At 67.5% G+C, this 20607-nt stretch carries 14 protein-coding genes, 2 tRNA genes and 1 riboswitch; of the genes, 10 read left to right on the top strand and 6 right to left on the bottom strand.

From position 1 onward, the window contains the following. Window positions 1-47: 47 nt before the first annotated feature. Both cycA and NVV90_RS03725 read right to left on the bottom strand, forming a co-directional pair. On the bottom strand, window positions 48-1514 hold the full coding sequence (gene cycA / locus NVV90_RS03730; RefSeq protein ID WP_258439855.1) for a D-serine/D-alanine/glycine transporter: 1467 nt from the start codon (window positions 1512-1514) through the stop codon (window positions 48-50). A 156-nt stretch (window positions 1515-1670) separates the two neighbouring features. Continuing rightward, window positions 1671-1768: riboswitch (glycine riboswitch) on the bottom strand. An 89-nt stretch (window positions 1769-1857) separates the two neighbouring features. Beyond that, complete coding sequence (locus NVV90_RS03725) at window positions 1858-3846, bottom strand: FAD/NAD(P)-binding domain-containing protein (protein ID WP_258439854.1); 1989 nt, start codon at window positions 3844-3846, stop codon at window positions 1858-1860. Between the two features lie 116 nt (window positions 3847-3962). Here NVV90_RS03725 and NVV90_RS03720 point away from each other — a divergent pair, with 116 nt between their 5' ends. Continuing rightward, on the top strand, window positions 3963-6233 hold the full coding sequence (locus NVV90_RS03720) for a prolyl oligopeptidase family protein (RefSeq protein ID WP_258439853.1): 2271 nt from the start codon (window positions 3963-3965) through the stop codon (window positions 6231-6233). 110 nt (window positions 6234-6343) lie between these two features. Here NVV90_RS03720 and NVV90_RS03715 read toward each other — a convergent pair whose 3' ends face one another. Further along, window positions 6344-7348, bottom strand: coding sequence for an ABC transporter substrate-binding protein (locus NVV90_RS03715; RefSeq protein WP_258439852.1), 1005 nt, complete (start codon window positions 7346-7348; stop codon window positions 6344-6346). A 121-nt stretch (window positions 7349-7469) separates the two neighbouring features. Between NVV90_RS03715 and NVV90_RS03710 the strand changes: the two genes are divergently transcribed. The 4 genes from NVV90_RS03710 (at window position 7470) to NVV90_RS03695 (ending at window position 10683) form a co-directional block, all read left to right on the top strand. After that, entirely contained in the window at window positions 7470-8528 is a 1059-nt protein-coding gene (locus tag NVV90_RS03710) for an iron ABC transporter permease (protein ID WP_258439851.1), read from the top strand. Further along, entirely contained in the window at window positions 8528-9622 is a 1095-nt protein-coding gene (locus tag NVV90_RS03705; protein WP_258439850.1) for an iron chelate uptake ABC transporter family permease subunit, read from the top strand. The genes NVV90_RS03710 and NVV90_RS03705 overlap by 1 nt, the downstream gene beginning before the upstream one ends. A 71-nt stretch (window positions 9623-9693) precedes the next feature. Next, on the top strand, window positions 9694-10509 hold the full coding sequence (locus tag NVV90_RS03700; protein ID WP_258441060.1) for an ABC transporter ATP-binding protein: 816 nt from the start codon (window positions 9694-9696) through the stop codon (window positions 10507-10509). Window positions 10510-10595: 86 nt separating this feature from the next. Beyond that, a tRNA-Ser gene (locus NVV90_RS03695) sits at window positions 10596-10683 on the top strand. Between the two features lie 145 nt (window positions 10684-10828). On the opposite strand, the gene NVV90_RS03690 is transcribed toward NVV90_RS03695, so the two are convergent. Further along, window positions 10829-12268 carry an MFS transporter gene (locus tag NVV90_RS03690; protein ID WP_258439849.1) on the bottom strand — a complete coding sequence of 480 codons (1440 nt, stop codon included), beginning with the start codon at window positions 12266-12268 and terminating at the stop codon, window positions 10829-10831. 7 nt (window positions 12269-12275) lie between these two features. Then, a complete protein-coding gene (locus NVV90_RS03685) occupies window positions 12276-14444 on the bottom strand; it encodes an ATP-dependent DNA helicase RecQ (protein WP_258439848.1) in 2169 nt (722 codons plus the stop codon). A 124-nt stretch (window positions 14445-14568) separates the two neighbouring features. Here NVV90_RS03685 and NVV90_RS03680 point away from each other — a divergent pair, with 124 nt between their 5' ends. The 4 genes from NVV90_RS03680 to NVV90_RS03665 all read left to right on the top strand — a co-directional run bounded on the left by NVV90_RS03680 (window position 14569) and on the right by NVV90_RS03665 (window position 18216). After that, window positions 14569-15987: a phosphomannomutase/phosphoglucomutase gene (locus NVV90_RS03680; RefSeq protein WP_258439847.1), complete on the top strand. Its 1419-nt coding sequence runs from the start codon at window positions 14569-14571 to the stop codon at window positions 15985-15987. Window positions 15988-15995: 8 nt separating this feature from the next. Next, window positions 15996-16463 carry a hypothetical protein gene (locus tag NVV90_RS03675; protein WP_258439846.1) on the top strand — a complete coding sequence of 156 codons (468 nt, stop codon included), beginning with the start codon at window positions 15996-15998 and terminating at the stop codon, window positions 16461-16463. 22 nt (window positions 16464-16485) lie between these two features. Beyond that, window positions 16486-16935 (top strand): Rrf2 family transcriptional regulator, encoded by a 450-nt coding sequence (locus NVV90_RS03670; protein ID WP_258439845.1) that lies wholly within the window; start codon window positions 16486-16488, stop codon window positions 16933-16935. A 120-nt stretch (window positions 16936-17055) separates the two neighbouring features. Continuing rightward, the gene (locus NVV90_RS03665) at window positions 17056-18216 is read left to right on the top strand and encodes a globin domain-containing protein (RefSeq protein WP_258439844.1); all 1161 of its coding nucleotides are present in this window, start codon (window positions 17056-17058) and stop codon (window positions 18214-18216) included. 104 nt (window positions 18217-18320) lie between these two features. Here the strand turns inward: NVV90_RS03665 and NVV90_RS03660 are convergent, their stop codons facing one another. Beyond that, a complete protein-coding gene (locus NVV90_RS03660; protein WP_258439843.1) occupies window positions 18321-20147 on the bottom strand; it encodes a phosphoenolpyruvate carboxykinase (GTP) in 1827 nt (608 codons plus the stop codon). 283 nt (window positions 20148-20430) lie between these two features. On the opposite strand from NVV90_RS03660, the gene NVV90_RS03655 reads away from it, so the two are divergent. Next, window positions 20431-20504 (top strand) — tRNA-Arg (locus NVV90_RS03655). Window positions 20505-20607: the final 103 nt, after the last annotated feature.

Here is a 20607-nt window from a genome sequence, read left to right as displayed (position 1 = left end):
AATGCCCCTCAAGACCGTCGTTTTGAGGGGCATTGCTTTGCCGGCGATTACTTCTGCGCCGGCTCCGGTTCCTGTGCCCGGCCGGATTCCTGCACCAGCTCGGCCTGGAACGCTGCGTAGCGGGCGAGGTGTGCGGGCCGGCGGCGCAGGATGAACCAGGCGATGCCGAGCACCACGAACCAGACCGGGGTGACCAGCAGGGCCGTCAGCGTGTCCGGCTGCGTGGTCAGGGTCCACAGCACGAAGGCGAAGAAGGCGAACACCGCCCAGACCATCGGGATGCCGCCCGGCATCTTGAACTTGGACCCGTCATGCAGCTGCGGGCGGCGCTTGCGGAAGGCCAGGTAGCTGGCCAGGATGATCGACCAGACGAAGACGAAGCAGACGGCGGACACGGTGGTGACCATGTCGAAGGCTTTGCCGATGTCCTGGCCCGCGTACATGAGCACCACGCCGGAGAGCAGCAGCACGCAGGACAGGAACAGGGCGTTCTGCGGCACCTTGCGGCGGGAGAGCTTGCTGAACACCGACGGGGCGTCGCCCTCCTGCGCCAGGCCGTAGACCATGCGCGAGGTGGAGTAGATGCCGGAGTTGGCCGAGGACATGGCCGAGCTGAGGACCACCAGGTTGACGATGGTGGCTGCGGCGCCCAGGCCTGCCAAGGAGAACATGGCGATGAAGGGGCTGTGCCCGGCTGCGAACTGGGTCCAGGGCGTGACGGACATCAGGATGATGAGGGCGCCCACATAGAAGAGCAGCACGCGGATGGGGATGGAGTTGATGGCCTTGGGCAGGTTCTTCTCCGGGTCCTTGGCCTCGGCGGCCGTGGTGCCCACCAGTTCAATGCCCACAAAGGCGAACACGGCAATCTGGAAACCTGCCACGAAGCCCATGAACTCGTTCGGGAAGAAGCCGCCGTGGCTCCACAGATTGGTGAAGCTTGCCGGTCCGGCGTCGGACTGGAAACCGCTGAAGATCATGAACAGGCCCACCACGATCAGTGCCGCAATGGCGATGATCTTGATCAGGGCAAACCAGAACTCGGTCTCGCCGAAGGCCTTGACCGTGGTGAGGTTCAGGAGCAGCAGGATGGCTATGGTGACCAGGCCGGGGATCCACAGCGGGAGGGCGGGCCACAGTTCCTGCGAGTAGCCCGCGATGGCAATGACGTCCGCGATTCCGGTGATCACCCAGCAGAACCAGTACGTCCAGCCGGTGAAGAAGCCGGCCCACGGGCCCAGCAGGTCCGCGGCGAAGTCGCTGAAGGATTTGTAGTTCAGGTTGCTCAGGAGCAGCTCGCCCATGGCCCGCATGACGAAGAACAGCATGAAGCCGATGATCATGTAGACGAAGATGACGGAGGGCCCTGCCGCCGAGATGGTCTTGCCGGAGCCCATGAACAGGCCGGTGCCGATGGCGCCGCCGATCGCGATGAGCTGGATGTGCCGGTTGCTGAGCTGCCGCTCGAGGTGCGGCGCTTCCGCGGTGGTGGATGGTGGGCGCTGAATCGTCATGAGGAACTCCATCGTTCAGGCGGCACGGGGGTGCCACAATGATTCGGGTTCCTCCCCGCTCTGTCGTGGACCTGAGAGTTTCCGCGGCTCCTGCTCGCGCAGGACCCGCTTGCACCTTCGGTGAGCCCGGTAGACCGGACTGCTTTCCAGAGTTGCCTTGCCGCGGCGGTACATGGGCCTGAGAGATTCCTGGGGAGGGTTTGCTCCTACGGCGCCTGCTGAATGTACCGGCAGGACTCTCCCGCCGCAGATCATAAGCGTCTTCACTTGTCAGTGATGCGGCTCACACACTAGCGGGAATGGGATGCGCTCCGCAAGCGCGCCGCCACACGGCGCACGAAAACTACAGGCCGAGAATGCTCCGCGCGATGTCATCGGCGTCGCGCAGGGTCCGCTGGCCGCTGGCGTACGCCTGGCCCTCTGCCGGCCGGGCTTCGGCGGCGATGGCCGTCCCCCACTGGGCGGCGGACAGCTGCAGGCCGAGCACGTAGATGCCTTCCGTCACCGAGCCGTTGGCGCCCACCGGACGGTATGGGTGCGGTTCCACGTCCAGGCCCGAGGTCAGCACGGGGCTGCCCTCGGCCCCCATCATGACCTTCGCCCGGACCAGGCCGTCGGCGAACAGCCGCCGGAGGAGCGGCGAGACGTTGACGGCCACCCGGTTGGCCGGCGACATCGCCTCGATGAGGGTCCGGGCTTCCACGGGTGCGTCGTGGACCCACGGCGAGACCGCGCGGAACACCCCCGCACCCCGGTCCACGCTGAATTTGGGGTCCGGTCCCACGAAGCTCACGACGCCGGCCCTCGCCAGGGCGGCCAACTGCTCGGAACGCAGGGCGGGCGGCCCGCTGGCCAGCCCCTCGACGAACGACTCGAACCAGCCGCGCAGTTCGGCCACCCATGACTCATCGGTGATGCCGCCGTCGGCCACTGCCGTCTTGAGGATCGCACGTCCCGTATGCAGCGCCCCGATCGCCATCTTGACCGGGTCCGCCTCGCCCAGCGCCGAGCGCCGGGCGTCGTCGTCCAAGTAGGCGGTGACGGCGTCGTCGAGGTCCGTCCGGGAGTCGAACGAACGCCCGGCCAACGGTGCGGCAAGCCCCGGCAGATGCAGCCGCCGGGACGCGACAACGTGCCTGTCCACCAGGCCGGCCACCACGGCTTCCCAGCGCCCGGCCGCGTGGGCATGCGGCCGCAGGGCATCATCCAGGGCCGCGAGGAACTCCTCCGCGTCGCTCACCGCGACCGGTTCCGAGCGGGCCAGGGTGGCGTAGTATGCCCACAGGGCGTCCCGGTGCAGGAGCGGCCAGAGGTCATGGTCGAAGCCTGGCTGGATGCCCGCCGCCCTGAAGCGCGCGACGGCGGACTCCGTGAGGTATCGCAGCGTGACGCTCCGGGCGTAGTACCCGTCCAGCCCCGCCTTGGCACGGTATGGCGTGCCTCTCCGGGACGCGGCGACGATCCGCGGTTCCCGGCCCGAGGGCCGGTATTCGAGCACCCCGCCGGATCCGCCGGCCTTGACGAACACGCCGCCGCGGCCCTCGGTCAGCTGGCCCATGACGTCGAAGAAGTTCAGGCCCATGCCGCGGACCAGCACGGTTTCCTGGTCCGGCACCTGTTCCCAGTCGACGTCGGCCGGCGCGGCGGGCGGGACGTAAAGCAGGCCGAGTTCCCCGGCCGCGTCCTTGAAGGCGCGCTGCTCGGGGTTCAGTTTGGATTCGATGTGCCCGAGGGCGAGGACCAGCGAATCGACGGCGAGGCTGCCGCCGCCGGCGAGTTCGACGTCGAAGCCTCCCGTGGTGGGCCGGGCGGCCGTCGCGCTGGTTTCGTGGAAGGTGACCGTGACGCCGTCGGGCAGCCGCTCCAGCAGTTCTGCCAGCGTCCACCGCAGGTAGCGCCCGTACAGCGCGCGGCTGGGGAAGCTGTCCGACTCCAGGCCGGCCAGCTCGGCACGCTCCGCATCGCTCAGCCCTTTTCGGTCCGGCCCGGCGCCGTACAACCCGCCGCCGTCCTGCCGGCGGGCGGCCCGCCACTGGTCAAAGGAACTGCCGGCCAGCGGCGGCGCAAGCCCCGGTTCCTCGGGGATCAGCGTGGGGTAGAAGGACTGCGTGTTCATCAGGTACAGCCGCGACTGGCCGGGCTGCCAGACATGCCCGGCACCGGCCGGGTAGGGGTCCACGACGTCGATGTGCAGCGAGCGTCCGGGGGTGGCCGGAGCGTCCCCGGACCGGGCGGCGCCGGCGGCCCAGTTGGCGAGCAAACGCTCCAGCACGCTGGTGCCGCGGGGGCCTGCCCCGATCAAAGCCACACGGATGTTCTGCGATTTGCCCACGGTCAAGCCTAATCCCCGATGCCCCCTACCCTCGCTTCGCTGCGGGCAGGGAACCCGGAACCGTGGGCCCATCCTGTGACTTGCTTCCTGTCGGAGGGTGTTGCTTGGATGGGTAGATGACCACCACAGCAGCTGATCACACGCCACTGCCCGAGAACGAAACTGCCCAGGAGTCCAACCCCGGCGGCGCCACCACGGCCGCCCCGGAGCCCACGGATGAAAACGTGTGGCTCGAGGAAATTCATGGCGAGGCGCCGCTGGCCTGGGTCCGCGAACAGAATGCCCGGACCGAAGACCTGCTCGAAGACGCCGGTTATGCCGCCCTCGAAGCGGGCATCCTGGAGGTCCTCGATTCGACCGACCGGATCGCCATGGTCAACAAGCGCGGAGATTTCTACTACAACTTCTGGAAGGACCAGGAGAACCCCAAAGGCCTCTGGCGCCGCACCACCTGGGAGAGCTACCTGAGCGAGGACCCCGAATGGGATGTCCTCCTGGACGTGGATGCCCTCGCCGCCGCCGAGGGCGAGGAATGGGTCTTCCACGGCGCCGGTTTCCTGCGCCCCGCCGAGGGCGAACCGCACCGGCTGGCCATGATCTCCCTGTCCCCCGACGGGGGCGACGCCAACCGGCACCGGGAGTTCGACGTCCAGACGCGCACCTTTGTGGATCCGGCCGCCGGAGGCTTCGACATCCCCACGGCCAAGGGCCACACGAGCTGGCTCGACGCCGACACCCTGCTGGTGTCCAGCACCGCCGGCGGCCTGCCCGCGACAAGCTCCTCCTACGCCCGCACGGCCGTGCAGCTGCGCCGCGGCGAATCCCTGGCCCAGGCCCCGAGAATCTTTGAAATCCCCGAAGACCACATGCTCGCGATGGTCGCCCACGATCCCACCCCCGGGTTCGAGCGGACTTTCGCAGTGGACTACATCGACTTCTACAACCGCACCACCTCGCTGCTCCGCGGCGGGGAATGGATCGCCATCGACGTGCCCACGGACGTCAACATCAGCGCGCACCGCGACTGGCTGCTGTTCCGCCCGCAGCAGGACTGGGACGTGGACGGCACGGTCCACCCGGCAGGCTCGCTGCTCGCCGCCGGGTTCGAGGACTACCTGGCCGGCGTCCGCTCCTTCGTGGTGCTCTTCGAACCGGACGAGTCCACCTCGCTGCAGTCCTGGAGCTGGACCAAGGACTACCTGCTGCTGAACCTCCTGCGGGACGTCTCCTCCGAAATCCGGGTCCTGAATCCCGCGCGCACGGACTCCACCGGGGCCTGGGCCAGCACCGTGCTGGACGCCTGCCCGCCGCTGCACGACGTCAACGCCTACGCCGTGGACGACGAGGACGAAGCCGCCGGGGATGAGGCCGCCGGCAACGACTACTGGCTGGTCGCCACCGGTTTCACCACGCCCACCACCCTCACGCGGGGCACCCTGTCCCAGGGTGAAGCCACCTACACACTCGATTCAGGGCGCGACGGCGGTGTGGCCAGCCAGCACACGGTGGTGAAGTCATCGCCGTCGTTCTTCAACGAATCCGCATACGAGGTCCAGCAGCATTTCGCCGTCTCTGCGGATGGCACCCGCGTTCCGTACTTCCAGGTGGCGTCCAAGGAGCTGGTGCTGGACGGCCAGAATCCCACGCAGCTTTCGGGCTACGGCGGTTTCGAGGTCTCCCGCACCCCGGCTTACAGCGGCACCGTGGGCCGGGCCTGGCTGGAACGCCGCACGGACGACGCCGCCATCCCGGACAGCTCCGAGACCCACTCCCGCGGCGGCGTGTACGTGGTGGCGAACATCCGCGGGGGCGGCGAATACGGGCCGTCCTGGCACCGCGCCGCCCTGAAGGACAAGCGGCACCGCGCCTACGAGGACTTCGCGGCCGTGGCCCGGGACCTCATCTCCCGCGGCGTCACCAGCCGCCGGCGCCTCGGCTGCGTGGGCGGTTCCAACGGCGGTCTCCTGGTGGGCAACATGCTGACCCAGTACCCGGAACTGTTCGGCGCCGTGTCCTGCGGCGTGCCCCTGCTGGACATGCGCCGCTACACCAAACTGTCGGCCGGTGCCTCGTGGATCGCCGAATACGGCGACCCCGATGTCCCCGAACAGTGGGAGTACATCCGCACTTTCTCGCCCTACCACCTGCTCCGGGACGGCGTGGAATACCCCGAGACGTTCATCTGGACGGCCACCTCGGACGACCGCGTGGGGCCCGTCCAGGCGCGCAAGATGGCCGCCCGGATGCAGGCCATGGGCATTCCGAACGTGTGGTTCCACGAGGCCCTCGAGGGCGGGCACGCCGGCGCCTCGGACAACCGCCAGGCGGCGTCCCAGCAGGCCCGCAGCAACCACTTCCTGTGGCGGGCCCTGGCCGGCGGCAACTAGCGGACAGCCGTCCGGGCCGGCACACGCGCGCCGCGCACAGTAAAGGGAAGGCCCCGCCGTATTGGACCGGTCCAATACGGCGGGGCCTTGCCTTTCAGCCTGGCAGCAGGCTACTCGGCCAGATGGGCGTCTACGCCGAATTCCTTGGCGACCTGGGTGATGACCTCATTGGCACCCTGGATGCTGACCGAGGAAAGGAACACGCCGTCGTCGACGCTGACCTTCTTGCCGGCCAGGCGGCTCCACAGCGGGTTGCCTTCGAAGGCCTTGACCTGGGCGCGGGACTTGTCGCCGGCGGCACCGGCCGGGGTGTAGGCGGAGACGAAGATGACCTTCGCTTCGGCCTGGAGGATCTGCTCCTGGGAGAGCGGCACGAAAATGGCCTTGTTCGTGTCCGGGCCGTCCTTGGGACGCGGGATGCCCATGTCGGCCATGATGGCGCCGATGAACGACGTCGAAGAGTACAGCCGAGCGGTGTCCTCGCCGGCGAAGCGAAGCAGCGAGTACGTGGCGGCCGGGTCCTTGGCCAGGATGGCCGCGCCCACCTTCTTGGCCCGGTGCTCATAGTCCGCGACGATCTTTTCGGCCTTGGCCTTCTCGCCCAGCGCGTCACCGAGGAAAACGACGTTCTGCTTCCAGGTGGGCCCGGTGCTCTCGGAGAAGATCGTCGGAGCGATTTTGGACAGCTGCGGGTAGATGGCCTCGTGGCGGACCTTGGCGGAGACGATCAGGTCCGGCTTGAGCTCGAGGATCTTTTCCAGGTTGGGTTCCTGCAGCGTGCCGACGCTCTTGGATTCCTTGGTTGCGTCCTTCACGTCGCCCAGGTACGGGGCGAAGGGGTTGGCAGGGTCCTGGCGGTAGTCGATGTAGCCCACGAGTTCGGCACCAAGCAGCAGGGTGGCATCAATGTAGCTCGAGTCCAGGGCCACCACGCGCTTGGGCTGAGCCTTGATCTCGGTGGCGCCCATGACGTGCGAAACCGTCTTAGGGAAGCCCGCTGCCGCCTCGCCGGTGCTGGCCGGGGCGGACTCGGGGGCGCCGCAAGCCGTGACGGCGAGCAGTGCGGCGGCAGTGGCGACAGCCGCCACCTTGCTGGAGATCTTGGGGAGTTTCACGTAGTTGACTTTCAACAAAGGATGCGAGGGTAACCAAACTAAGGCTTACCTTAGGAACGACGTAGACTGTACCAGCCAATACGAATTACGCAACAATAGCGTTTCGCAATTAAGGAACCACGTGACACCCCAGACCACCGGGCTGCCCCGGGCGGGCCGAACCGGCCGGACCGGCCCGCCTCACGGGACCGGCCCGACTCGCCGGAGCAAACTGCTCCTGGCGCTGGCCGCCTTCCTGCTCGCCGTCCTCGCAAGCATCGCCTTCGGCGGCCAGCCGTCCAGCCTCGGCGATCTATCGCACGCGCTCTTCGCTCCTGACGGCTCCACCATGGACGTCACCATCCGCGAACTCCGCTGGCCCAGGACGGTGACAGGGATCGTCGCCGGCATGTGCCTGGGCCTTGCCGGCGTGCTGACCCAGGGACACACCAGGAACCCGATCGCCGAGCCCGGCCTGCTCGGCATCAACCAGGGCGCGGCCCTGGCAATCGTGGCCGTCACCGCCGTCGCCGGGCCCCTGCTGCCGTTCAACCAGGCGATCCTGGCCTTCGCCGGGGCGCTGGTGACCTGCGCGTTGGTCTTCTCCATCGGCAGCGCCGCACGCGTCGGCGCCACTCCGGTCACCCTGGTCCTCGCCGGCGCCGCGGTCTCGTTCCTGGCCGGCGGGCTGGTGTCCGGGATTGTCCTGCTCAACGAATCCGCCCTCGACACCCTCCGCTTCTGGCAGGTCGGTTCCCTCGTGGCCCGCGACGGCGTCCTGGAATCCGTCTGGATCTTCGTGGCCGCGGGCGTGGTGCTGGCGTTCGCCAACATCGGCCCGCTCAATGCCTTGGCCCTCGGCGAGGAAAACGCGGTGTCCCTGGGGGTGTCCGTGCGCCGCGCGCGGTTCCTGGGCATCGCCGGCGTGACACTGCTGGCAGGCTCGGCGGTGACCTTGGCAGGCCCCATCGCCTTCGCCGGACTTCTCGTCCCGCACTTTGCCCGCTTCATCGCCGGAGCCGACTACCGGTGGCTCGTCCCGCTGTCGGCGCTCCTTGGCAGCGCCCTCGTCTTGTTCGCGGACACCGCCGGGCGGCTGATCGCCCGCCCGGGTGAGCTGTCCGTGGGAGTGGTGCTCGCCGTCGTCGGGGCCCCGTTCTTCATCCATCTGGCACGGCGCAAGAGGCTGGTGACCATCTGATGACCACAACAGGGGCCGGGCTGAAACTCAGCAGCTACGCCGGAATCCACGCCATCCGGGCCGGGCGGACCTCGTGGCGCTGGCGCCCGCGGACCGTGGCGGTGTCCGTCGCGCTGGCCGTCCTGGTCTTCGCGGCCATGGGCGTGCATGTGGCCTACGGAGGCCTGCCCCTCGCCTACGGCGACGTGCTGCGCTCCCTGCTGGGCGACGCTTCACAGCCGCGCACGTACCTCGCCGTGACCGAGTTCCGGGCCCCGCGCATGGTGGCGGCCGTGGTGGTGGGCCTGTGCCTGGCAGCGGCCGGTGCCATCACCCAGACCGTGGCCCGCAACCCCCTTGCCAGCCCTGATGTCCTGGGCATCACCTCCGGCGCCTCGCTCGGCGCCGTGTCCGTGCTGGTGCTTGCCGGTGGCGGTTACGCGGGGCTTAGCGGCGCGGCCGCCACCATCGGGCTGCCGTCCGCGGCCTTTGCCATGGGCCTGTGCACCGGCGTGGCCGCCTACGTGCTCGCCTACCGCAAGGGCCTGGACAGTTACCGCTTGGTCCTGGTGGGCATCGGACTCACCGGCCTTGCCACCAGCCTGACCACCTGGCTGCTGACGCTCGGCGATGTCACGAACGCCGGGCAGGCGCTCACTTGGATGATGGGATCGCTCAACGGCAAGGACTGGGCTCTGGTGGTTCCCATGACGCTCCTCGCGGCCCCGCTGCTGCTTCTGAGCTTCCTTGCCGGCCGCTGGCTGGAGCTGCTCAGCTTCGGCGACGAGGCCGCCGTGGGGCTGGGCATCCGTTCCGGACGGGTCCGCGTCATGTGCCTGAGCCTGGCGGTGGTGTTGGCGTCCATCGCCACCGTGCTGGCCGGTCCCCTGGCCTTCGTGGCGCTGGCGAGCCCGCAGATCGCGCGCCTCGTCTGCCGCACGGCGGTTCCCTCGGTGCTGCCGTCCGCCCTCACCGGAGCGCTGTTCGTGCTGCTGTCCGACACGATCGCAGCCCACGCCCTGCCGGTGTCGCTGCCCGCCGGCGTCGCGACCGCCGTCGTCGGGGCCCCCTACCTCATCTATCTCGTCCTCAACTACCAGCGGAGGCTCGCATGAGCACAGCATTGTCCGGAGCCCCCACGTCCAAGGATCCGCAGGCCAAAGATCCGCGGGAGGTTTCCCTTCCCATGGGTTCCGTTCCACAGGGCCCGACGCCGGCCGGCCCGGCGCTGCAGGCCCGTCGCCTGACGCTGGGCTACGACGGCAGGGAGATCGTCCGTGAACTGGATCTGGACATCCCCGACGCCAAGGTCACCTCGATCATCGGGCCCAACGGTTGTGGAAAGTCCACGCTGCTGAAGGGACTGGGGCGCGTCCTTCCGGCGCTGGGCGGCGAGGTCTTGCTGGATGGGCGGCCCTTGACGTCACGGCCGAGCAGGGAGATCGCCCAACGGCTCAGCATGCTCCCGCAGACCCCGCAGGCTCCGAGCGGCCTGACGGTGGCGGATCTCGTGTCGCGCGGCCGGCATCCCCGCCAGAAGTGGTACCAGCAGTTCTCGGCGACGGATGAGCTGGCCGTGGCCTCGGCCCTGGCCGCCACCGACCTCACGGAGCTGGCCCCGATGCTGCTGGAGGACCTCTCCGGCGGGCAGCGGCAGCGCGCCTGGATTTCCATGACCATCGCCCAGGAAACCGACATCCTGCTCCTGGATGAACCCACAACCTACCTGGACCTGGCCCATCAGCTGGAGGTCCTTGAACTTGTCCGGACGCTCAATGAGTCCAATGGCAGGACGGTGGTGATGGTGCTGCACGATATCTCCCTCGCAGCACGCTATTCGGACCATATCGTGGCGATGAAGGACGGTGGCATTGTGGCCCAGGGGACGCCGGCCGAGGTTGTCACCGCGCCGCTACTGGAAGAAGTTTTCGGCCTGCGGGCCACCGTCATCGAGGAGCCGCTGACCGGAAGGCCGCATGTGCTCCCGATCGGCGTGGCCTGAGGCCGCAGCCGCCGGCCCACGCCCGGACGCCGTTTTGCGCTGCGAGCCCTGTTCTGCGTATCCTTGGTGGGCTAGCAATAGCGACTGGAGACGTGCCAGAGCGGCCGAATGGGCTTCACTGCTAATGAAGTGTGGGGCACAACTCCACCGGGGGTTCAAATCCCCCCGTCTCCGCGATCAGGTCCCGGTTTTCGAACCGGGACCTTTTGCGTTTAAGCGTTCGCGACTCCAGGAGCGGGGCCTGTCTGGCCTCGCCAAGGCGCCCGGGGCCTTTAGGAACGCGGGCCTTTAGGAGCGCGGGTCCTAGGAATACGGAGCCCTAGGAGCCCGGGGCGGATGTTGCTGCCCGGACTCCCCGGCTGACCTCGGCGCCGGCATGCCGATGGAGCGTGAGGCTGTCCACGGTGCTGACCAGCATCATCGCCGCCATGGCGAGGAATGCGCCCTTGTAGGGTGCAACCGGGCCGCTGCCGAACACCGGCGCCATGTCGAAGAGCCGCAGGAACAGTGCGCCCACCGCAATGCCCGCCCCGGCAGCCAGCTGGACCAGTGTTGCCGACACCGCATTCGCGGAAGGCAGTTGCTCCGGGACGATGTCCGCGTACTGCACCGAGGCGTACGCGGAAAAGCCGACGGAACGGAAAACGCCACTCAACACCAGGAGGCCGAAGATGAGCGGCTCCGGCGTCAGGGCGTCCAGGAACGCGCAGGCAGCAAAGGTGGCGGCCGACGCCAGCGAGGCGAACACCAGCACGGGCTTGAAACCGAAGCGCCTGATGATGGGCGTGGTGGCAGGCTTGATCCCGATGTTGCCGATGAAAACGGCGGCCACCATGGCTCCGGCTTTCAGGGGGTCCCAGCCAAAGCCGTCCTGGAACATCAGCGGGAGCAGGAAGGGCACCGAACTGATGGTCAGCCGGTAGATGAATCCCCCGGTGGAGGTTGCCCGGAAGGTCCTCGCAGCAAAGACGTCCAGCCGGAACAGCGGCGCCCTGGCCTTGAGCATCCACCAGGCAGCTCCCGCCAGCGAGAGCACGCCGGCACCGACAATGGCGGCAGCCAGTAGCCCCGCGCCGTGCCCGCCCACGGCCTCCAGCCCCACAACAAGGGCCCCGACGCCCAGTGTGGTGAGGGCAAGCCCGAACCAGTCGAGGCTGCGGCCGCGGTCCCCAGCGGTCCGGGGGACGATCCGCGACGCTGCAATGAAGGCCGCGATGCCCAGCGGGAGGTTGATCAAGAAAATCCAGTGCCACGACAGGTAAGAGGTGATGGCGCCGCCCACCAGCGGAGCCAGCACCGGCGCCAACAGTCCCGGCCAGACGAGGTATGCGGTGGCCCGCAGCAGATCCGTTTTGGGGGTTCCACGGAGCACCAGGAGCGTACCCACGGGAACCATCATGGCCCCGCCCGCGCCCTGGGCCACGCGGCTGAGAGTGAGCATCGTCAGGTCCTGGCTCACGGCGCAAAGCAGCGAGGCCACAGTGAACAGGGCGATGGCCAGGCAGAAAACGCGGCGTGCTCCCAGCCGCTCAGCGAGCCAGCTGCTGAACGGAATGCCAACGGCCACGGTCACCAGGTAGGCGGTCATGGTGACGTTGACATCCGCCGGAGCCACCTGGAAGTCCGCGGCAATGCTCGGTATGGCCGTGGTCAGCACAGTTCCGTCCAGGAACTCCATGAAAAAGGTGGCCGCCACAAGCAATGCCAGCCGTGGTTGCCATGCCGCAGTATTCGCTTTGACGTCGGTATTGCCCGGCATGCCCCTCCTATCCCGCCTGCGCGAGGGCCAACGGGAGCACGGCAGAGGCCCCGGCTTGCCGCAGGGCGCGGCCGGCAATGGTCAGGGTCCAGCGGCTGTCCACGAGGTCATCGACCAGCAGGATGCTCTGCCCCTGGAAGTCCGCGAGCGCCTCGCTGAGCTCCGGTCCAACGACCAGCCTCTCCCATACCCCGGCCAGGCGGTAGGCGCTGTTGCCGCCACGGCCGCCAGTGGGGCCGCCGTGCTGAAGCTGCAGTTGCCCGACGTACGGCATCCGGCCGATGCCGGCGATTCCCTGGGCCAGAGATTCCACCAAGCGGGGCTTGCCGCGCGAGGGAAGGCTGACGACGGCGGCCGGACGCTCGGCGCTGCTCCACGGCGTGGTGCGGCCATCGGCCCCGGACCATTCGCGCAGCACCTGCACGCAGGCCTGGAGCATCCCGGGGTCCACTTCGCGGTCCGGCGCCCCTGCGGCAAACAGTTCGCGAAGGGGTCCACCCCAGCCGAGGTCCGTCAACCGGGCCAGGACACGGCCCTCGGAGATGCTTTCGTCCGCTTTGATCCTGCCCTTAACTGCCACGCCAAGCCGGTCCATGCCGCTGGGCCACTGGAGCCGCGGTTCCAGGGCAATGCCGGCGCGGCGGAGCGTCTGCCCGGCAGACTCGGCAGCGGCTGCGGCAACATCCGCGGCAAACCAGCGGCCGGCGCAGTTGTCGCAGCGTCCGCAGGCGGCGGCGGTCTCGTCGTCCAGGACGGAGGTGATGTATTCCATCCGGCAACCGGCCGTGTCCTGGTAGATGACCATGGAATCCTGTTCGTCCACGCGGGCCTCCGCAATCCGTGCGTAGCGCTCGGCGTCGTAGATCCAGGGCAAGCCGGTGGAACGCCAGCCGCCGCCGACCCGTTCCACGGCACCGTCCACGGCAAGGACCTTCAGGAGCAGTTCAAGCGGTGTCCTCCGCAGGTCCACGCGTGCCTCCAGCGCAACGGTGGACAGGGCTCCGCCGGCATCCGCCAAGGTGGAAAGCACCGCCGCAGCCTTCTCCTGGGACGGCATGGACGCGGTGGCGAAGTACTGCCAGATCTCGCGGTCTTCGGAGCCGGGCAACAGCAGGACATCGGCGTTGGCGGCGCCACGGCCCGCACGGCCGACCTGTTGGTAGTAGGCCACGGGCGAGGATGGGGCGCCGAGGTGGATGACAAAGCCCAGGTCCGGCTTGTCGAAGCCCATTCCGAGGGCCGATGTGGCCACCAGGGCCTTGACCTGGTTGTCCTTGAGCAGCTGTTCGGCGCGTTCGCGGTCCGCGGGGTCCGTCCGCCCGGTGTAGGAGAGGACTTGGTGGCCGGCTTCGGACAGCAAACGGGCAGTGTCTTCCGCGGCGGAGACGGTCAGCGTGTAGATGATGCCGCTGCCCGGCATGTCCGAAAGATGGGTCAGTAGCCAACCGAGCCGGTCCCGGGAATCGGCGAGGGTCAGCACGCCCAGCCGCAGCGATTCGCGGCCGAGCGCGCCACGGATGGTCAGCACACCGGCGCCCAATTGTTCCTCGATGTCATGGACCACCCGAGAGTTGGCCGTGGCAGTCGTGGCCAGGACGGGGACACTCTCCGGAAGCTGTTCTATAAGGTCTGCGATGCGGCGGTAGTCGGGCCGGAAATCGTGCCCCCAGTCTGAGATGCAGTGGGCCTCATCGATCACCAGAAGTCCGGTCCGCCGGATGAGTTCGGGGAGCTGGTTCTCCCGGAAGGAAGGATTGGTCAGGCGCTCGGGCGAAACCAGCAGGACATCGACCTCATCCGCGGCCAGCTGCTCCAGGATGCTGTCCCATTCAAGGGCATTGGCCGAGTTGATCGCCACGGCGCGCACTCCTGCACGGGCGGCCGCGGCCACTTGGTCCCGCATCAGGGCAAGCAGCGGGGACACGATCAGCGTGGGCCCGGCCCCGCGGCGGCGCAACAGCAGCGAAGAGACGAAGTACACTGCCGATTTTCCCCAGCCGGTGCGCTGGACCACCAAGGCGCGGCGCCCGGCGTCCACGAGGGCCTCAATGGCCTCGAACTGGCCATCATGGAACTCGGCCCCGGGGTGCCCCACGAGCTCACGCAGGCACTCGAGTGCCTGCTGACGGGTGGAGGACTGGACTGGAGCGATTGCTGCATCCGGGGTATTGGCCATGGATTCAGTATTCCAGCCGGCACCGACAGCAAGAACCGCGGGTCGTGGCTATGTGGACATCGTTCATCCACATAGCAGGGTGGGATGGCTGGTCCACGGGCGCGCTCACAGTAGGATTAGGGCCGTGACTAGCGAGCAGAACAAGACATTCGACCTTTCGGCTTCCTTCAAGGCCTACGACGTCCGCGGCATTGTGGGCGAATCCATCACGGCCGAAATCGTCGAAGCGGTCGGCGCCGCCTTCGTCGACGCCCTGGGGCTGGGTGGCGAAACCGTCCTCGTGGGCGGAGACATGCGTCCGTCTTCCCCCGAGTTCACACAGGCATTCGCCTCCGGCGCCGCGCAGCGCGGCGCCAACGTCCAGCTCCTGGATCTCATCTCCACTGACGAGCTCTACTACGCGTGCGGCGCCCTTAACGCAGCCGGCGCCACCTTCACCGCAAGCCACAACCCGGCCGAGTACAACGGCATCAAGATGGCGAAGGCCGGGGCGCAGCCCATCTCCTCGGAAACCGGCCTCAAGGAAATCCAGGCCCTCGCCGAGCAGTACCTGAACCAGGGCAGCATCCCCGTGGCGGAAACGCGCGGCCAGATCAGCGTCCGCGACGTCCTCAAGGACTACTCCGAGTACCTGCGCAAGCTCGTTGACCTCAGCGGTTCCCGCCCGCTTAAGATCGTGGTGGACGCCGGCAACGGCATGGCAGGCCTCACCACACCGGCCGTCCTGGGCGACAAACTGCTCACCGCGCTGCCGTTCGAGATCATCCCGCTCTACTTCGAGCTGGACGGTTCCTTCCCCAACCACCCGGCCAACCCGCTCGAGCCCGAAAACCTGCGCGACCTGCAGGCCGCCGTCGTCAAGCACGGCGCCGACATCGGCTTGGCGTTCGACGGCGACGCCGACCGCTGCTTCGTCATCGACGAAAAGGGCGAAGCCGTGTCTCCGTCCGCCATCACCGGCATGGTGGCACGCCGCGAAATCGCGCGTGCCCAGGCTGCCGGTGAGGCAACCCCCGTCATCATCCACAACCTGCTGACCTCGAAGGCCGTCCCGGAACTCGTGGCCAAGGACGGCGGCCGTGCGGTCCGCACCCGCGTGGGCCATTCCTTCATCAAGGCAGTCATGGCGGAGGAAGGCGCCGTGTTCGGCGGGGAGCACTCCGCCCACTTCTACTTCCGCGACTTCTGGAACGCAGACACGGGCATGCTGGCCGCCATGCACGTCCTGGCAGCACTCGGCGAGCAGGACGGCCCGCTGTCCGAGCTCGGACGCCAGTACGAGCCCTACGTGTCTTCCGGTGAGATCAACTCCGAAATCGAAGACAAGGCCGGCGCCATCGAACGCGTCCGCGCCGACTTCGAAGGCGAAGACATCGAGATCGACCACATGGACGGCAGCACCTTCAGCGCCAAGGACGGCAGCTGGTGGTTCAACCTGCGCCCGTCCAACACCGAGCCCTTCCTGCGCCTGAACGCCGAGGCCAAGGACCACGCCACCATGGCCAGCGTCCGGGACCGTGTCCTGGGCCTCGTCCGGGCATAGGGGCGTCCGTGACTGAAGCATCCTGGCGCGATTCCGTGCCCGAAACCTCCGCCGCCGATCTGGAAACGCTCCTGGGCACCGGGATCGGGGCCGCCCGCGAACAGCTTGAAGGGCACGGCGGCTTCCTGCCGTTCGCCCTGGCCATGGAGCACGGCAGCGACGTCCGCCTGCTTGCCGTCGCTCCCGAAGCAAGCGCTCCCGGGGCCGGGGATGAGTCCGGTTTCGACGCCGATGCGATGATCCAGGACCTCATCGAGTTGCTGCGCCAGAACCGCGGCGACTACCGCGCCGTGGCCTTGGTCTGCGACATCACCCTCGTGGAGGAGGACTCCGATGCCATCCACGTCGCTGCCGAGCACCATGACGGTTCGGTCTTCGCGGCCGTCCTCCCCTATGGCCTTGACACCGCGGGTACAGGTCTGGAGTTCGGCCAGCTTGCTGCGGACACCAACGAGCCCGTTGTCTGGGTCGACTAGACCGGGCTAGTAGGCTTCCGTCATGAAAATCAACGCGTTCGCGGACGTCAGCCTGCGCGCACTGCTGGTGCTGGCTTCGGCACCGCAGGGGGAACTGCTGACGACGCAGACCATCGCCGACGCCGTCGGAACGCCGTACAACCATGTCAGCAAGGCTGTGATCCGGCTCCGTGAGCTGGGGCTGATCGACGTCGAGCGCGGCCGCAACGGCGGCTCAAGGCTCAACCAGGCCGGCCGCAGCGTGACGGCTGGAGCCTTGCTCCGGAGCCTCAATACCCGCCAGGATCCTGCCGAGTGCACCTCTCCACAAGGCGACTGCCCGCTCATCCTGGACTGCGGCCTGCGCCATGCGATGGCCAGGGCCCGGGAAGCCTTCTACCGGGAACTCGACGACGTGGTGGTCGCCAGCCTGCCCAATGCCCGCCAGATGGCGCCCGTTTTCGCGGGCATCGGCCTTCGCCCCGGTCTTTAGGGCTCCAATTTGCACCAATCTTCTACGGGGTGTAGAAATTAGCTTGAATCTAGCATTTCAAATGCTCCATTCAATCCATGGCCCGGATGCAGGCACCGGGCCCTTATCTCAGGAGTAGCCATGCTCTCGGACAAGTCCCGCCCCATCATCGAGGCCACCCTGCCGCTCGTCGGCTCCAGGATCGGCGACATCACCAAGGCGTTCTACGAGCGCCTGTTCGCGGCCCACCCCGAACTGCTCGACGGGCTCTTCAGCCGCTCCAACCAGCGTTCCGGCCAACAGCAGCAGGCCCTCGCCGGGAGCATCGCAGCCTTCGCCACCCACCTGGTCAGCAACCCGGACACCCTGCCCGAAGCCGTGCTGTCGCGGATCGCCCACAAGCACGCCTCCCTCGGAATCACGGAAACCCAGTACGGAGTGGTCTACGAACACCTCTTCGCAGCCATCGCGGAAGACCTCGCCGAGGTCATCACGCCGGACATCGCCGCGGCATGGACCGAGGTCTACTGGCTCATGGCCGACGCCCTTATCAAACTCGAGAAGGGCCTGTACGCGGCGCAGGCCAACAACGCCATGTGGAGCCCGTGGCGGGTGGCGGCCAAGGTCCCAGCCGGCACGGGATCCATGACCTTCGTCCTGGAAGCCGCCGACGACACTCCCGTCACGGAAGCCCTGCCCGGCCAGTACATCAGCGTCAGGGTCCGGCTCGCGGATGGAATCCGGCAGGTCCGCCAGTACTCCCTCTCGGGAGAGGCCGGCACCGGACGCACCTTTACGGCCAAGCTGAACGACGGCGGCGAGGTATCCACCGCCCTGCACACCGCCGTCGAGCCCGGCGACATCCTGGAAATCTCCAACCCCTACGGCGAGGTCACCCTCAGGGACGGCGACGGACCGGTGGTCCTGGCCTCCGCCGGGATCGGCTGCACACCGACGGCGTCCATCCTCCGTTCCCTGGCCGACACGGGCTCCACCCGCAAGGTCACCGTGCTGCACGCCGAGAGCACCCTGGACAGCTGGGCGCTGCGCGGCCAGATGACGGACGACGTCGAACGCCTGGCCAGCGCGGAGCTGCAGCTCTGGCTGGAGGAACCGCAGGCGGGCAGCAATGCCGGCTTCATGTCCCTGCGCGAAGTGGACCTCCCGGCCGACGCGTCCCTGTACCTGTGCGGGCCGCTGCCGTTCATGAAGAAGATCCGCAACGAGGCGATCGACGCCGGATTCCCGGCCACGCAGATCCACTACGAGGTCTTCGGCCCCGACAGCTGGCTGGCCTCCTAGGCAGCGCCTGAAACGACGGCGAACGCACGACGGCGCCCCCGCACCTTTCTTGCAAAAGGTGCGGGGGCGCCGTCGTACTTCCGGTGGGCGTACGCGCCGGTGGGCTAGCCCAGGCGGGACTTCAGGCCATCAAGCTCGGACTGCAGCGCGGCCGGCAGGGAACCGCCGAACTTTGCGTACCATTCCTCGATGGAGGCCAGCTCGGTCTCCCATTCGGCGGGATCCACGCGGACAGCGTCCTCGACCTGGGCCGGGGTCATGTCCAGGCCCTCAAGGTCGATCGATGCGCCGGTCGGAACGAAGCCGATGGGGGTCTCCACGGCGTCCGCCTTGCCCTCAAGGCGCTCGATGGCCCACTTGAGGACGCGGGCGTTGTCGCCGAAGCCAGGCCAGGCGAAAGCACCCTCGGCCGTGCGGCGGAACCAGTTGACCAGGAAGATCTTGGGCAGGCGCTCCGGGTTGGCCTTGGCTGACAGGTTCACCCAGTGGTTCAGGTAGTCGCCTGCGTCGTAACCGATGAACGGCAGCATGGCCATGGGGTCGCGGCGGACCACGCCGACGGCTCCGGCAGCTGCGGCCGTGGTCTCGGAGGACAGCGTGGAGCCCATGAAGATGCCGTTGGACCAGTCGCGGGCCTCGGTGACCAGCGGGATGGTGGTCTTGCGGCGGCCGCCGAACAGGATCGCGGACAGCTCCACGCCCTCCGGGCTGAAGTATTCCTCGGCCAGCATGTCGATCTGGTCGATCGGCGTGCAGAAGCGCGAGTTCGGGTGTGCCGCCGGAGCGCCCGATTCCGGGGTCCAGTCGTTGCCGCGCCAGTCGGTCAGGTGTGCCGGAGTCTCCTCGGTCATGCCCTCCCACCAGACGCCGCCGTCGTCGGTCAGTGCAACGTTGGTGAAGATGCTGTTGCCCTTGGCGATGGCACGCATGGCGTTCGGGTTGGTGCCCCAGCCGGTGCCGGGAGCGACGCCGAACAGGCCGGCCTCAGGGTTGACGGCGCGGAGTTCGCCCTCCTTGCCGAAGCGCATCCAGGTGATGTCGTCGCCGAGGGTCTCCACCTTCCAGCCCTTGATGGTGGGGTCGAGCAGCGCGAGGTTGGTCTTGCCGCATGCGGAGGGGAAGGCAGCGGAGACGTAGTAGGTCTTCTGCTCCGGGGAGGTCAGCTTCAGGATGAGCATGTGCTCGGCGAGCCAGCCCTCGTCGCGGGCCATGACGGAGGCGATGCGCAGGGCGTAGCACTTCTTGCCGAGCAGGGCGTTGCCGCCGTAGCCGGAACCGAAGGACCAGATGGAACGCTCTTCCGGGAAGTGCACGATCCACTTGTCCGTGTTGCACGGCCAGGCGACGTCGGCCTGGCCGGCTTCGAGGGGCGCACCCAGGGAGTGCAGGGCCGGGACAAAGTAGGCGTCGGTCTGGGTAATGCGGTCCAGGACGTCGGTGCCGATGCGGGCCATGATGCGCATGGAGGCCACAACGTAGGCGGAGTCGGTGATCTCGACGCCGAACTTCGGGTCCTCGGCGTCCAGGTGGCCCATGACGAACGGGATGACGTACATGGTGCGGCCGCGCATGGAGCCGGCGAACAGTCCGCGCAGCTTCTGCTTCATTTCGGCCGGGGCCATCCAGTTGTTGGTGAAGCCTGCGTCGCGCTCGTTCTCGGAGCAGATGAAGGTCTGCTCTTCGACGCGGGCAACGTCTGCCGGATCGGAGAATGCCGCGAAGGAGTTCGGGAAGGTCTCCGGGTTCAGCCTCTTCAGGGTGCCGGCCGCGACCAGTTCCTCGGTCAGCTTCTTGTTTTCCGCTTCGCTGCCATCGACCCAGTGGATGCGGTCCGGCTGTGTCAGCTCGGCTACTTCCTCGACCCAGGCCAGCAGGCGTGCATGCGTAGTAGGTGCCTTCTCAAGCAGCGGCAGTCGCGCCAGATCGCCCATCGTGGTTCCCTTCCTCGGGTTCAGTGGTGTGTCCTAAATGCTAGGGGTCGCGGACCAGACCAATTCGAGGTCAGACATGGGATAACCAGGGGGTTTTGGGGCAAAACCGCGGAAAATCAAGGAAGAGGCGTCCAAAATGCGCCATTTTCGTGACCAAGGTCACATAGACCGGTCTAGTTAGCTAGATTACACCGTTTCGATTTGGCACTTCGCAGGAACTCCAGTAAAGTTTATTGAGGTTCGAGGGGGTCAGAGAAACAGACCGCCGAGAATCACACGAAATGCGCCCATAGCTCAGCTGGATAGAGCGTCTGTCTACGGAACAGAAGGTCAGGGGTTCGAATCCCTTTGGGCGCACAAATGAAAGACCCGCACCGCTTCGGCGGTGCGGGTCTTTTGCTTTGCCCGGCTCACCCAAGTGGATCGGTGAGCCGACGACGCAACGCCAAGGGCCGCCGTC

It is taken from the genome of Arthrobacter sp. CJ23 (genome assembly GCF_024741795.1).
Classification (GTDB): domain Bacteria; phylum Actinomycetota; class Actinomycetes; order Actinomycetales; family Micrococcaceae; genus Arthrobacter.
The sequence above is the reverse complement of the archived record's forward strand: the minus strand, read 5'-3'. Positions and strand labels throughout refer to the sequence as shown.